Raw genomic sequence first — 12,871 nt, 5'->3', positions numbered from 1 at the left:
TCAGGCAGGAGGCTCGGCGAGACCGGTGAGCGCCTCGCCGAGCTGCTCGTCGATCCCGGGCAGGTCCATCGCGGCCATGACGTTGAGCAGCATGCCCGCCCCCAGAAACTGCATGACCCGGTGGTCGTCCGCCCCGGACAGGCGCACGACCTGGCGCCACAGCCGGCTCACCCGGTCTCGGGCGAGCTGCCGGATCTCGTCGTCGTGGCAGGCGGCCGCCCACATCTGCAGCTGCATCTGGAGCGTCGCCTTGTCGCCGAGCAGCGACTTGTAGGCCCGACCCATCTCCTTGAGCGCTTCCTCGCCGGTGAGCCCCGCCGCGGTCTCCTCGAAGAGAGATTCCACGAAGTCGAAGCAGTGGTTGATGCTGGCGAGGAAGATCGCCTTTTTGGTCGGGAAGAGCCGGAAGAGGTATGGCTGGGAGACGCCGACCCGGCGGGCGATGGCCTCGGTGGAGGCGCCGTTGAGCCCGCTCAGGCCGAACTCCTCACGGGCGGCGCGGAGCACAGCGACCCGCCGATCCTCCGCACTCATCCGCACGCCAGTAAGTTATCACTCACTAACCAGGCAGGGAAGGCCCGGGGGTCAGCAGGTCTTCGAGCAGGTCGCCGTACTCCTCGACCCGCTCCAGCACCTCCTCCGGGGTGAACGCCCGCGCGCCACCCTCCTCCACCTCCTCCCAGGTCAGCGGGGTGGAGACGGTCGGCGTGGCCTGGGCCCGCAGCGAGTACGGCGCGACCGTGGTCTTGGCGGCACTGTTTTGACTCCAGTCGATGAAGACCTTGCCCGACCGCAGCCGCTTGGTCATCTTCGACGTGATCGACTTCGGGGTGTCCCGCTCCAGCTCCTCGGCGATCCGCTTGGCGTACGCGGAGACCTCCTCGGCCGTCTGCGTGCCGGCGATCGGGCAGCTGAGCTGCATACCCTTCTTGCCGGAGGTCTTCGGGTAGGCGGTCAGCCCGTCCTGCGCCAGCCGGTCGCGCATCAGCACCGCCACGGCGCAGCACTCGCGCAGCCCGGCCGGCGCGCCCGGGTCGAGGTCGACCACCATCAGGTCGGGCGCCATGCCTGCCGCGCTCACTTCGCTCGCTGAGCGCCCCGAGCGGCCGGCGTCATCCGGCCTCGTCGCTGCGCTCCTCGGACCGGATCCCGCCAGCCCCGCGGCGTTGCCGATCCGCCACTGCGGGGTGTGCAGCTCGAGCGCGGCCAGGTTGGCCAGCCACACCAGCGTCGGCAGGTCGTCGGCGACGACGTAGTCGATCGTCTCCCGGTCCTTGGTCGACCCGGGCACCGGCATCGTCTCGACCCGCACCCATTCGGGGGTACCGCCGGGCTTGTTCTTCTCGAAGAACGACTGCCCGTCGACGCCGTTCGGGAAGCGGATCCGGGTCAGCGCCCGGTCCCGCAGGTGTGGCAGCAGCGCGGGCGCGACCCGGGTGTAGTAGTTGATGATCTCGCCCTTGGTGAAGCCGGCCGCCGGGTAGAGCACCTTGTCCAGGTTGGACAGCTCCAGCGACTGGCCCTCGACCTCGACCCGGATCCGCTGCTCAGCCATCGTCCACATCCTCCGGTCGCAGGTCCGGGCGCAGTCGCAGAAACCGGGGGAAGCGCAGTCTCCGGTCCGGCGTGCGCTGGCCGAACTTCACCTCCACCACGATCTCCGGTCTTACCCAGATCGCGCCACGGGCATCTTCGGACGGGATCTCGGTGAACGGTGACGCCCCGCCCCGCCGCGGCTCCAACTCCTTGAGCAGCGCCCGCTCGGCCGCCGCCCCGATGCCGCCGCCGACCCGCCCGCGGAACGCCAGCCGCCCGTCCGGCTCCGGCACGCCGACCAGCAGGCCACCGATCTTGCGGGCGCCCGGCCGCCACCCGCCGATCACGAACTCGGCCGTGAACTCCGCCTTCACCTTGACCCAGTCACCGGTGCGGACGCCCGGCCGGTAGGTCGAGTCGAGCCGCTTGGCGACCAGGCCTTCGAGCTGGTTCTCCTGCGCCGCGGCGTACGTCGCGGGGCCGTCGGAGAAGCTCGGCGGTACCGCCCAGCGTGGTCCCGCCAGCGCCAGCGACTCCAGCGCTCCCCGGCGCTCCCGGTAGGGCAGGCCGGTCAGGTCGGTGCCGCCCAGCCGCAGCAGGTCGAAGATCATGTACGTCACCGGCATGCTCGCCGCCAGCCGGGCCGCCCGGGCCTTCTCCCGTACGTGCATCCGCTCGGCGAGCATCGTGAAGCTCGGCCGCCCCGCCGCGTCGAGCAGCACCACCTCGCCGTCCAGGACCGCGTCGTCGAGGGTGGCGCCGACGCGCGCCAGCTCGGGGTACGCGACGGTGATCTCGGCGCCGGAGCGGGCCCACATGCGCGAGACACCGTCGGTGATTTCGGTGATCGCGCGAACCCCGTCCCATTTGAACTCATACGCCCAACCGGAACCGGCCGGAAGCCGCTCCCCGGTGGTCGCGAGCATGGGTTTCAGCAGCACACCAGCCACAGGACCCACCATAGATCCGCTCCGAAGGCCTCGCGTCCCGTTCATCACGGTGCGATCCTGGTGTGACCGGGCTGTGCCACAAAGGATGCGCGGCGGGGGTTCCGGGCAGGTCAGCACGGGTAGGGAGCCAGGATGCGGGCAATTTGGAAGGGCGCGGTCTCGTTCGGCCTCGTATCGATCGCCGTAAAGTTGTATTCGGCGACCGAAGAGAAGGATATCCGTTTTCACCAAGTTCACCGGGAAGACGGCGGCCGTATCCGGTACAAGCGCACGTGCTCCATCTGTGGCGAAGAGGTCAGCTACGACGACATCGCCAAGGGGTACGACATCGGCGGTGGCGAGATGGTCATCCTCACCGACGAAGACTTCGCCGACCTCCCGCTGAGCACCTCGCACGCGATCGACGTGCTGGAGTTCGTGCCGGCCGACCAGGTCGACCCGATCCTGTACAACAAGGCGTATTTCATGGAGCCCGAGGGCGCGGCCACCAAGCCGTACGTGCTGCTCCGCGACGCCCTCTCCGACGCCGACCGGGTCGCGATCGTCAAGGTGGCGCTCCGCCAGCGCGAGCAGCTCGCCACCCTGCGGGTACGCGACGGTGTGCTGCTGCTCAACACCATGCTGTGGCCGGACGAGATCCGAAAGCCCGACTTCAACTTCCTCGACGAGGACATCGAGGTCCGCCCGCCCGAGCTGGCCATGGCCGGCTCGCTGATCGACTCGATGGCCGGCGAATTCGACCCGCAGGACTACACCGACAACTACCGCGAGGCGCTCCAGGAGGTCATCGACGCCAAGGTCGAGGGGCGCGAGGTCGTTCAGCCGGAGGAGGTCGAGGAGGCCCCGGCCGCCGCCGTCGACCTGATGGCCGCACTGAAGGCGTCGGTCGAGCGGGCCCGCGCCGCCCGCGGCGAAGAGGGCGGCGGCGAGCCCACGCCCATCTCGTCCGCACGGTCGGCGTCCGCACGGTCGGCGTCCGCGCGCTCGGCCAAGACGGCGGAGCCGGAGAAGAAGGCACCCGCCAAGAAGGCCGAGCCGGAGAAGAAGGCGGCCGCGAAGAAGGCCGAGCCCGCCAAGAAGGCGGCGAAGAAGGCCCCCGCGAAGAAGACCGCCGCCCGCAAGTCCGCCTGACCGGCTATCTGGTCACCTCGGTGACGTCGAGGGCGCCGGCGGCGTAGCTGGAGCGGACCTGCTTCTTGTCGAACTTGCCGACGCTCGTCTTCGGCACCGCCTCGATGAAGGCCCACCGCTCGGGGAGCTGCCACCGGGCGACCCGCTCGCCGAGGAACTCGCGCAGCTCCTCGGCGCTGGCCGTCGCGCCCTCCCGGAGCACGACGGTGGCCAGCGGGCGCTCGTCCCAGCGCTCGTCGGGCACGCCGACCACGCAGGCCTCCAGCACCGCGGGGTGGGCCATCAGCGCGTTTTCCAGCTCCACCGACGAGATCCACTCGCCGCCGGACTTGATGACGTCTTTGGCGCGGTCGGTGAGGGTGATGAAGCCGTCCGCCGACAGGGTGCCGACGTCGCCGGTGCGCAGCCAGCCGTCGCGGAACTTCTCCGGGTCGGGGATCTCCTCCCCGATGTACCGCGAGGTCGTCCACGGCCCGCGGACCTCGAGCTCGCCCACGGACCTGCCGTCGGCGGGCATCCGCTCGCCCAGCGGGCCGACGATGCGGGCGGCGACGCCGGCCGGCACGCGCCCCTGCGTGATCCGGTACCCCCACGCGGCCTCGCCGGTCGCGCCGGCGGGGGTGCGGGAGACCGAGCCGAGCGGGGACATCTCGGTCATGCCCCAGGCGTGGATGATCTCGATGCCGTAGCGCTCCTTGAACGCGGCCATCAGCGCCGGCGGGCAGGCCGAACCGCCGACGATGACCTCCTTGAGCGAGGAGACGTCGACGTCGTGGGTGTCCAGGTAGGACAGCACCTCGGTCCAGATGGTCGGCACCGCGCCGGCCTTGGTGGGGCGCTCGACCTCGATCATCTGGGCGATCGGTTCACCCTTGAGGAAGCGGTCGGGCATGATCAGCGAGGCTCCCGACATCAGCGCGGCGAACGGGATGCCCCACGACATCGCGTGAAACATCGGGACGATCGCCAGCTCGCGGTCGGCCGGGCTCAGCCCGAAACCCTCGGGCGCGCAGACCTGCATCGAGTGCAGCCAGATGGAACGGTGCGAGTACGCCACGCCCTTCGGGTGTCCGGTCGTGCCGGAGGTGTAGCAGAGGGCGGCGGCGTCGCGCTCGTCGAGCGCCGGCCAGTCGAAGCGCTCCGGCTTGTCGCGCAGCAGGTCGTCCCACCGGTGTACGGCCGCGCTGTCGCCCAGCGGGGCCACGTCACCCCCGCCGACCACCACCACGTGCTCCACAGTGGACATCGCGGGCAGCACCTTGGCCAGCAGCGGGATCAGCGTGCTGTCGACGATGACGACGCGGTCCTCGGCGTGGTTGGCGATGTACGTGATCTGGTCGGGAAACAGCCGCAGGTTGAGCGTGTGCAGCACGGCACCCATGCTGGGCACGCCGAGGTAGGCGACGAGGTGCTCCGCGTTGTTCCACATGAAGGTGGCCACCCGCTGGTCGCCGGTCACCCCCAGGTCGTCGCGGAGGGCGTGGGCGAGCTGGGCCGCGGTGGCGCCCACCTGGGCGTACGTCATGCGGCTGCTGCCGGCACCGGTCCAGGTGGCGACATCCGCGGTGCCGTGCACGGTGCTGCCGTGCTCGAGGATCCGGGAAACCAGCAGTGGGGCGTCCATCATCGTGCTGCGCATGCTCCCGAATGTAGTGGCCTGGATCACATCAACGGAAGGGATCGGCCGGGCATCTAGGATCGGGCCGTGGCGAGCATTTCCTGGGCGGAGTCGTACCTCGGCCAGCTGCGCGCGCTCGCCGGCGACCGCACCCTGCTGTTCGTCGGTGCCCGCGCGATCGTCTACGACGAGCACGGGCGCGTGCTGCTGATCCGGCGGCGCGACAACGGCATCTGGGCGGTCCCGGCGGGCGCCATGGAGCTGGGCGAGTCGATCGCCGACTGCGCGGTGCGGGAGGTGTACGAGGAGACCGGCCTGCGCGCGGCGGAGGTGACGCCGTTCGCGTTCTACACCGGCCCGGCGTACACGTTCACGAACATGTACGCCGACACCTACCAGCTCTTCGTGACCGCCTTCCGGGTCGACCGGTGGGCGGGCCAGCTGGCGCGGGTGACCGACGAGACCATCGACGCCGGTTTCTACCACCCCGAGGAGATGCCGCCGACGCTCTCCCGCAGCGTGCACGAGTCGCTGGCCGACCTGGCCGCGTTCGAGCGAACCGGACAAATGGTACTCAAATAGCTGATGGGCCTCCGTGATCGAGGCTCCCGTCAAGTCGCTAGAACGACGTGAAGGGAGCTTCGATCACGGCCTGGCAGCTCTCTAGATCATCGTCTGGGCGCGGGCCTCCGCGTCGGTGGCGCTCTCCTCGCCGGTGACCGGCGCGGCACCGCGCAGCTCGCGGTCCGGCATCGCGAGCGTCACCAGGACCGCGAGGATCGCGACCAGCCCGGCGATCAGGAAGACCACCTGTAGCGCGTCCACGAACGCGAACTGGATCGCCTCGCGCAGCGGCTCCGGCAGCGCCCGGATCACCGCAGGCTCGTTGATCGAGAAGTTGGACGCGCCGCCCGACGCCTCGAAGCGGGCCGCCTGCTCCGGCGTGAGGCGGCTGACCGCGCCCGGCAGCCGTTCGGCGAGCTCCGAGCCGAGCCGGGAGGAGAGCACCGCGCCGAGGATCGCCACGCCGAACGAACCGCCCAGCGAGCGGAAGAACGTGGCGGCCGAGGTACCGGCGCCGAGGTCGCGCAGGTCGACCGCGTTCTGGACGGCGAGCACCAGCGACTGCATGCACAGGCCGAGGCCGACGCCGATCACCACCATGTAGCCGAACGCCAGCCACAGCGATGTGTCCACGTGCAGCTGGGTGAAGAGCAGCATGCCCGCGGTCAGCACGGCCGAGCCGGCGACGGGAAACCACTTGTACCGGCCGATCCGGCTCATCGCCCGCCCGGAGAGCACCGAGGTGACGATCACGCCGGCCATCATCGGCAGCATCAGCAGGCCGCTGCGGGTGGGTGTCGCACCCTTGACGATCTGCAGGTACAGCGGGATGAAGATGATCGACCCGAACATCACCAGGCCGAGGATGAAGCCGGCCGCATTGGCCAGCGCGAACGTCCGGCGGCGGAAGAGCTTGAGCGGCAGGATCGGCTCGCTGGCCCGGGACTCCTGGAGCAGGAAGAGGACGGCGAGCACACCGCCGGCGACGAAGAGGCCGACGATCGTGGGCGAGCCCCAGGAGTACTGGTTGCCGCCCCAGCTCAGCCCCAGCAGCAGGCAGCTCACGCCGGCCACCATGAGCGCCGCGCCGAGCCAGTCGACCGAGTGCGGGCGGCGGTGAAACGGGATCAGCCGCATTACGTGGTAGCAGACCACGATGGCGAGCACGCCGATCGGCACGTTGACGTAGAAGATCCACCGCCAGTCGTGCTCGGCGAAGTAGCCGCCGACCAGCGGGCCGGCGACCGAGGCGACGCCGAAGACGGCGCCGAAAAGGCCTTGGTAACGGCCACGTTCGCGGGGCGAGACCACGTCCGAGATGATCGTGAACGCGAGCGTCATCAGGCCGCCCGCGCCCAGGCCCTGGATGCCGCGCGTGATGATCAGCTGGGTCATGTCCTGGGAGAGCCCGGCGAGGAGCGAGCCGACCAGGAACGTGCCGATCGAGAAGAGGAAGACCGGGCGGCGGCCGTACAGGTCGGAGATCTTGCCGTAGAGCGGCGTCGAGGCGGTGGACGCCAGCAGGTACGCGGTGACCACCCATGAGTAGTGGTCGATGCCGCCGAGCTCGCCGACGATCGTGGGCAGCGCGGTGCCGACGATGGTCTGGTCCAGCGCCGCCAGCAGCATGCCGCTCATCAGGCCGGCCATGAGGAGGAGGATCTGCTGCTGGCTCAGGCGGGGCCTGCTGACGTCGGCGGTGGTCATGATCCCAGTCTCGGCCCGTTTACGGCTGTCGGGGCCCTGATTCGCCGCTAAACGTGACGGACGAGGCCCGAGGTCCCCCGCGCGGGCACCCGAGGCCCGCGCGGAGGTCGCTCTCAGTGTTTGCCCTCGGCGATCTCCTCGACCATCTTGTCGCAAAAGGCCGGCAGGTCGTCGGGCTTACGGCTGGTCACCAGGCCGTTGTCGACGTACACCTGCTCGTCGACCCAGGTGGCACCGGCGTTGCGCAGATCAGTGCGGAGGCTCGGCCACGAGGTGACGGTGCGCCCGTCGACGACGCCGGCCTCGATGAGCGTCCAGGGGGCGTGACAGATGGCGGCGACCGGCTTGTGCGCGTCGAAGAACGACTTGACGAACCGGACCACGTCCGGGTGGGTACGCAGCGCGTCGGGGTTGGCCACGCCGCCGGGGAGGACCAGCGCGTCGTAGTCGTCCGGGCTCGCGTCGCCCACGGTCCGGTCGACCGGGTACGTCGCCGACTTGTCCAGATGCCGGAACGCCTGGATCTGGCCCGGCTTGATCGAGATCAGCTCCGGCTGGCCGCCTGCCTGCTCGACCGCCTCGCGCGGCTTGGTGTATTCGACCTCCTCCACCCCGTCGGTGGCGAGAAAGGCGACCCGCTTGCCCTGAAGTGTCGTAGGCATGGTTCTTTCGACCTCCTCTCCCATTGCTCCTTCCCAGGGCCCTTCGCGGCAAACCTCGCCCGCCGTGCCGCTGGACAACCCCTCTGGCGCGAGCGCCCCGCGGCCCGCCCGCCCAAGACCCGGAGGACCCATTCCAAGAAACAGATTCGAGCTACCGCGACGCCCGTCGTGGTCCGGACCGTTGCGCGGGGTCCCCGGGGAAACGCGGAGCGCAGCGGAGCGTTTTCTTGGGGTGCATTCCCGCGGCCTCACCCTCCGCGTCGGGGCACGCGAACGGTGCATGCCCTTCCACATCAGACCGTGGTACGCAAGTGCCCACAGGGGGGCCAAAAAGTACCACGATCTACTTCGCCCGGCGCCCGCGTAGGCCCGCCGCAGCCCGGCAAGGACTTCGAACGGGGGCTAGCGGGCCCGATCGGCGCGGGCGGGCGCCGGACGCGGGCGGCGGGCCTCCGGTGGGCGGGGGCGGCGGGCGTCCGCGGGGAAGATGGCCGCGGTCGGCAGGTCGTCGACGGGCTCGGCGCCGATCCGAAACTCACGGACCATCGAGGCGCCGAGCCAGGCCCCGTAGCCGCCGATCGCCAGGGCGAGCAGCTCGACCAGGAAGATGCCGGCGGTGGGCGGGCCGGCCTGGGTCTCCACCCGGACCAGGCACACGATCGCGAAGAGGGCGACCATCCCGAGATTGACCAGCTCGTACGCCACGACGCGGCGCTTGCCCGCGCCGGCCGGCACGTCCCACAGGTCGATCATCCCGGCCCCGACCGCCAGGATGGCGGCGAAGAGCCCCGCCACCAGCGTCCAGTAGCCGACCTGGCCGAGGAAGTCGAGCCCGACCAGCGCGCCGAAGTCGAAGAGGATCGCGCAGACGATCAGCCCCAGGGGCAGGGTCATCATCAGCGGATGGACCGGATGACCGGAGATATTGAGCCGTGTCTGCATGATGGCCGCGCTTTCGACTGGCTGGGCGCTGTGAAAGACGTCGATGCGGTACCCGGATAGCCGTCCATCAAACATACGCGCCCAGCGGCCGAACAGTCGCGCCTCGGCCACGTACGGTCCCCGTCCGGGTGCGAAGTCAAACAACCGACAGTGACGGTACGACCGCCGCGCGTACGGTCCGGTGACCATCCACCCGTGACCGTGGAGTCCCCATGAACACCCCTCCCGACCTGCCGATCGTCCCCGCCCCCACCGAGCCGACCCGCCTCGCCGACGTACTGCCGGCGCCGCCACGGGCGCGCAACCGAGGGTTGGCCTTCGGCACCGCGTTCGCCGTGTTCTCGGTGCTCTTCCTGGCGGCGGGCGGCACGTTCCTGATCACGACCGCGGAAACGCCGGCCGCCGCACCCGCGCCGAGCCCGTCGCCCTCTTCGACCTGCGGCGGGTACGCCGTGGACGCCACCTCCGGCGCCGTGGTCTGCGCGACCTCGGGCAACGGCAGCGTGGTCAACACGCCGCCGCCGGCCCCGACGACCGCGGCTGCGCCACCACCACCGAAGCCCGCCGCGCCGCACAAGGCGATCACGGACCGCCAGTGGCTGCTCATCGCGAAGGACCCCGAGGCGCACGCCGGCGAGCGGATCGTCGTACACGGCCTGGTGACCCAGTTCGACGCCGCCACGGGCACTGACACCTTCCGCGGAAACGTGGGCGGCAAGAAGCGCAAGCCGAGCTACGGGTACGTCGACTACGAGACGAACACCATCCTGACCGGCGAGACACCGCAGCTCGCCAAGGTCGTCGAGGACGACCTCTTCACGGCCAAGGTGACGGTGCTCGGCGCGTTCGACTACGAGACCCAGCTGGGCGGCGGCACCACCGCGCCGCTGCTCCAGATCGACTCGATCACCGTGACCGGGTCGGTCGCCTAGCGGATCACGACGGGGGCTTCGGCAAGGCGTACCCGGATGGGGGCTTTGGGCTCGACCCACGATGAGCCGGCGGCGCCGTCGGGGTTGGCTTCCCAGTGGTGGCAGACGTGGTCGACCGCGACCGGGTAGATCGTGAGGGTGCCGTCGGCGGCGATGTGCATGCGCAGGAAGCTCTTGGCGTCTTCGATGCCCTGGCCGGCGAAGAGCTCGTTGAGGTTGACCCCGAACGCGCCGGCCACCAGCAGGTACGTCGCCACGAGCAGGCTGGCCACGTAGCCGACGATCGGGCCGTAGAGCACTGCGGCGGCGACCGGGGGCAGTGGCCATGCCCAGTCGACGAAGGGGAACTGGAGCCACGCCCAGGTGCCGAGCACCCCCAGCCCCACCTGGGCCAGGCCGTGGGTCAGGCCGAGCAGCCAGTGCCGCACCTGGCGCTTGCCGCCCGCGCTCGGTGGTTTGGCGAAGAGCACCGCGCAGGCGACCGTGACCAGCAGCATGATGGCGAGCGGGATGCTGAAGATGCGGGTCTCGCTCGCGCCGTTGCGGTGCACCACGCCGACCATCGGCAGCATCAGCAGCGTGTGCAGCAGGCCGAGCATGACCGCGAAGCCCGGGTTGCGCAGCGGCAGCCGCCCGAATATGCCCCACCCGAAGCGGCGGGAGCGCTCGGGCTCGGGGTAGGTGCCGGCCAGGTCGTACGGCAGGCTGCGGCTGGCCCGGCGGGCGAGCGTGTCGGGCGGTGGCACCGAGATGCGCTCGGGGAGCTTGTGGGTCGGGTAGAGGTATGCGCCGCCACCGCCGCAGGTGAGGAGCTGGCGCTCGCCGTTGACGTAGCGGGCGTAGTGATGCAGGTCACCCGCGACGATCAGCGGGACGCGGGCGCCGGTCGGGGCGATCACGGTGCGGATGAAGTAGTCGACCGCGTCGTACGCGCCTGGGTCGTCCACGGCCTTCACCCAGGTGGGCGCCGGCACCACCAGCACCACCTGGTCGTCCGGCCCCAGGTGGCGGGCGGCCTCCTCGAAGTAGATCAGCTGCGGGTCGTCCAGGTATGCCCCGAACTGCTCGTCGATGCCGAAAAGCCACCATCCGGCTGGCAGCTCGGTGGCGAAGTACGACCGGTTTTGCTCGGTGCGCCACCCGCCGATCTCGCCGTCCTTGCGCCGCGCGAAGAGCCGCAGGAACGCGGTCAGCCCGTCGTACCAGTCGTGGTTGCCGGCGATCGCAAAGAGCGTGGGGCGCGGGCCCTCGGCCGGCGGCCCGGGGAGCGCGGCCTGGTAGGGCCCCTTGCAGCGGTCTTCGTAGGCCGAGCCGCTCGCGGTGGGATAGACCTGGTCGCCACCCATGACCAGGACCTGGCCGCGGGGCAGTCGCCGCCCGTCGAGGTCGAGCTCCGGCTGCGCCAGCAGATACGCCACCGAGTACGTCGCGTCGAAGCCGTCGCCGAGGTCCGCCACGTAGTCCAGCCACAGCTCACCGCCGGTGCCGGGCTGGCGGTAGATCCGGCCGGGCAGCGCGTTTTGCAGCTCGCGCTTGTCGAGGTAGGCACCGAAGAGGATGGCCAGCAGGGTGCGGAGGCCGGTGCTGAGCAGGAGCAACGGCGCCAGCCAGGGCACCCGCTTGCGCGGGGTGAAGCCGAGCTCAAGCGGGTCGAGGGTGCGCGGGCGCGGGGGCGCCGTGTGCGGGGCTTCGCTCACCGCTGGCAGCCTAGTCGCGGCAAGTGTCGATGCGCTGCCCCCAGGTAGCCGATGGAGGGAACCCATGCGACCCGGCGGGCAGCGTGCCGTACACTTGACCACCGTTGCCGCCTTAGCTCAGTCGGCAGAGCGATTCACTCGTAATGAATAGGTCGACGGTTCGATTCCGTCAGGCGGCTCGTGAAAGGGCCCGGGTCATCGACCCGGGCCCTTCAGTTTCCGTACGCCTCGTCGTGGGCCTTGCGGGGGCCGCAGACCGAGGCGCGGCTGCACATGCAGCGGGAGCCGTCCGCGTCCATGCGCACCACGACCGAGTCACGGGGCACGCTGTGCCCGACCACGCGGCCGTCACCCTCCGGTGTGGACACGCGGCTCCCCACGGCCGGCGCCGACGACTGAAACTTCTGGTACAGCGGGTGCTCGTACTTGAGGCAGCACATCAGCCGCCCGCAGGCGCCGGAGATGCGCAGCGGGTTGAGGGGCAGGTCCTGGTCCTTGGCCATCCGGATGGTGACCGGCTCGAAGTCGGTCAGGAACGTGGCGCAGCACAGGTCGCGGCCGCACGAGCCGATGCCGCCCTGCACGCGGGCGGAGTCGCGGGCGGAGAGCTGGCGCAGCTCGACCCGGCAGCGCAGCGTGGCGCCGAGGTCGCGGACCAGCGAGCGGAAGTCGACGCGGTGCGGGGCGGTGAAGTAGATCGTGGTGCGCGCGCCGTTGGTCCCGCCGCCGGACTCCTGCACGTGGTCGACGGCCACCACCTTCATCGGCAGGTCGTGCTCGCGGATGAGGCGCTTGGCGGCCACCTTCGCCTCGGCCTTGCGCTTGCGCTGGGTCTCGTCGCGCCGCAGGTCGCGCTCGGTGGCCATGCCGGCCAGCTTGGGGAAGCCGTCGGTGTCTTCGCTGACCCACTGCGGCGCCCACACGCACTCGGCGACCTCGGTGCCGTCGTCGGTGGGCACCAGCACCCGGTCGCCGACCTGGGGCCGGTGCTCGCCCGGGTCGAGGTAGTAGAGCCGGCCGTACCGGTTGAAGCTCACCGCGCAGAGCATCCCCATGGCCCCACCCTACGGTGGGATCCAGCATCCGCTGAAGGGTAGCTATTCGGGCGATCCGCCTTGTCCGTACGAACGGG

12 protein-coding genes and 1 tRNA gene are annotated in these 12,871 nt (G+C 70.5%); 4 read left to right on the top strand and 9 right to left on the bottom strand.

The genetic code is table 11. From position 1 onward, the window contains the following. From RB614_RS39235 to ligD (RB614_RS39225), 3 genes are read right to left on the bottom strand one after another with little or no spacing between them, the layout of a single operon-like run. Window positions 1-534, bottom strand: coding sequence for a TetR/AcrR family transcriptional regulator (locus RB614_RS39235; RefSeq protein WP_308717793.1), 534 nt, complete (start codon window positions 532-534; stop codon window positions 1-3). Between the two features lie 25 nt (window positions 535-559). Next, window positions 560-1,555, bottom strand: coding sequence for a non-homologous end-joining DNA ligase (gene ligD / locus RB614_RS39230; RefSeq protein WP_308717792.1), 996 nt, complete (start codon window positions 1,553-1,555; stop codon window positions 560-562). Then, window positions 1,548-2,486, bottom strand: coding sequence for a non-homologous end-joining DNA ligase (gene ligD / locus RB614_RS39225; protein ID WP_308717791.1), 939 nt, complete (start codon window positions 2,484-2,486; stop codon window positions 1,548-1,550). The genes ligD (RB614_RS39230) and ligD (RB614_RS39225) overlap by 8 nt, the downstream gene beginning before the upstream one ends. Window positions 2,487-2,618: 132 nt before the next feature. Between ligD (RB614_RS39225) and ku the strand changes: the two genes are divergently transcribed. After that, window positions 2,619-3,617, top strand: a complete 999-nt coding sequence (gene ku / locus RB614_RS39220) for a non-homologous end joining protein Ku (RefSeq protein ID WP_308717790.1) — start codon at window positions 2,619-2,621, stop codon at window positions 3,615-3,617. A gap of 4 nt (window positions 3,618-3,621) precedes the next feature. On the opposite strand, the gene RB614_RS39215 is transcribed toward ku, so the two are convergent. Then, entirely contained in the window at window positions 3,622-5,256 is a 1,635-nt protein-coding gene (locus RB614_RS39215) for a fatty acid--CoA ligase (protein ID WP_308717789.1), read from the bottom strand. Between the two features lie 66 nt (window positions 5,257-5,322). Between RB614_RS39215 and RB614_RS39210 the strand changes: the two genes are divergently transcribed. Further along, window positions 5,323-5,817 (top strand): NUDIX domain-containing protein, encoded by a 495-nt coding sequence (locus RB614_RS39210; RefSeq protein WP_308717788.1) that lies wholly within the window; start codon window positions 5,323-5,325, stop codon window positions 5,815-5,817. Window positions 5,818-5,898: 81 nt separating this feature from the next. Here RB614_RS39210 and RB614_RS39205 read toward each other — a convergent pair whose 3' ends face one another. The 3 genes from RB614_RS39205 to RB614_RS39195 all read right to left on the bottom strand — a co-directional run bounded on the left by RB614_RS39205 (window position 5,899) and on the right by RB614_RS39195 (window position 9,110). Then, entirely contained in the window at window positions 5,899-7,662 is a 1,764-nt protein-coding gene (locus tag RB614_RS39205; protein WP_308717787.1) for an MDR family MFS transporter, read from the bottom strand. Then, on the bottom strand, window positions 7,620-8,168 hold the full coding sequence (locus RB614_RS39200; protein ID WP_308717786.1) for a type 1 glutamine amidotransferase domain-containing protein: 549 nt from the start codon (window positions 8,166-8,168) through the stop codon (window positions 7,620-7,622). Before RB614_RS39200 ends, RB614_RS39205 begins: the two co-directional genes overlap by 43 nt. Window positions 8,169-8,570: 402 nt before the next feature. Continuing rightward, entirely contained in the window at window positions 8,571-9,110 is a 540-nt protein-coding gene (locus RB614_RS39195; RefSeq protein ID WP_308717785.1) for a DUF2231 domain-containing protein, read from the bottom strand. A gap of 212 nt (window positions 9,111-9,322) precedes the next feature. On the opposite strand from RB614_RS39195, the gene RB614_RS39190 reads away from it, so the two are divergent. After that, window positions 9,323-10,042: a hypothetical protein gene (locus tag RB614_RS39190; protein ID WP_308717784.1), complete on the top strand. Its 720-nt coding sequence runs from the start codon at window positions 9,323-9,325 to the stop codon at window positions 10,040-10,042. Here the strand turns inward: RB614_RS39190 and RB614_RS39185 are convergent. Further along, on the bottom strand, window positions 10,039-11,805 hold the full coding sequence (locus RB614_RS39185; RefSeq protein WP_428983200.1) for a metallophosphoesterase: 1,767 nt from the start codon (window positions 11,803-11,805) through the stop codon (window positions 10,039-10,041). The two genes, RB614_RS39190 and RB614_RS39185, sit on opposite strands and share 4 nt — an antisense overlap. A 40-nt stretch (window positions 11,806-11,845) precedes the next feature. Between RB614_RS39185 and RB614_RS39180 the strand changes: the two genes are divergently transcribed. Then, window positions 11,846-11,918, top strand: a tRNA-Thr gene (locus tag RB614_RS39180). A 33-nt stretch (window positions 11,919-11,951) separates the two neighbouring features. Here RB614_RS39180 and RB614_RS39175 read toward each other — a convergent pair. Then, window positions 11,952-12,794, bottom strand: coding sequence for a PSP1 domain-containing protein (locus RB614_RS39175; RefSeq protein WP_308717782.1), 843 nt, complete (start codon window positions 12,792-12,794; stop codon window positions 11,952-11,954). Window positions 12,795-12,871: the final 77 nt, after the last annotated feature.

It is taken from the genome of Phytohabitans maris (genome assembly GCF_031085175.1).
Classification (GTDB): domain Bacteria; phylum Actinomycetota; class Actinomycetes; order Mycobacteriales; family Micromonosporaceae; genus Phytohabitans; species Phytohabitans maris.
The sequence above is the reverse complement of the archived record's forward strand: the minus strand, read 5'-3'. Positions and strand labels throughout refer to the sequence as shown.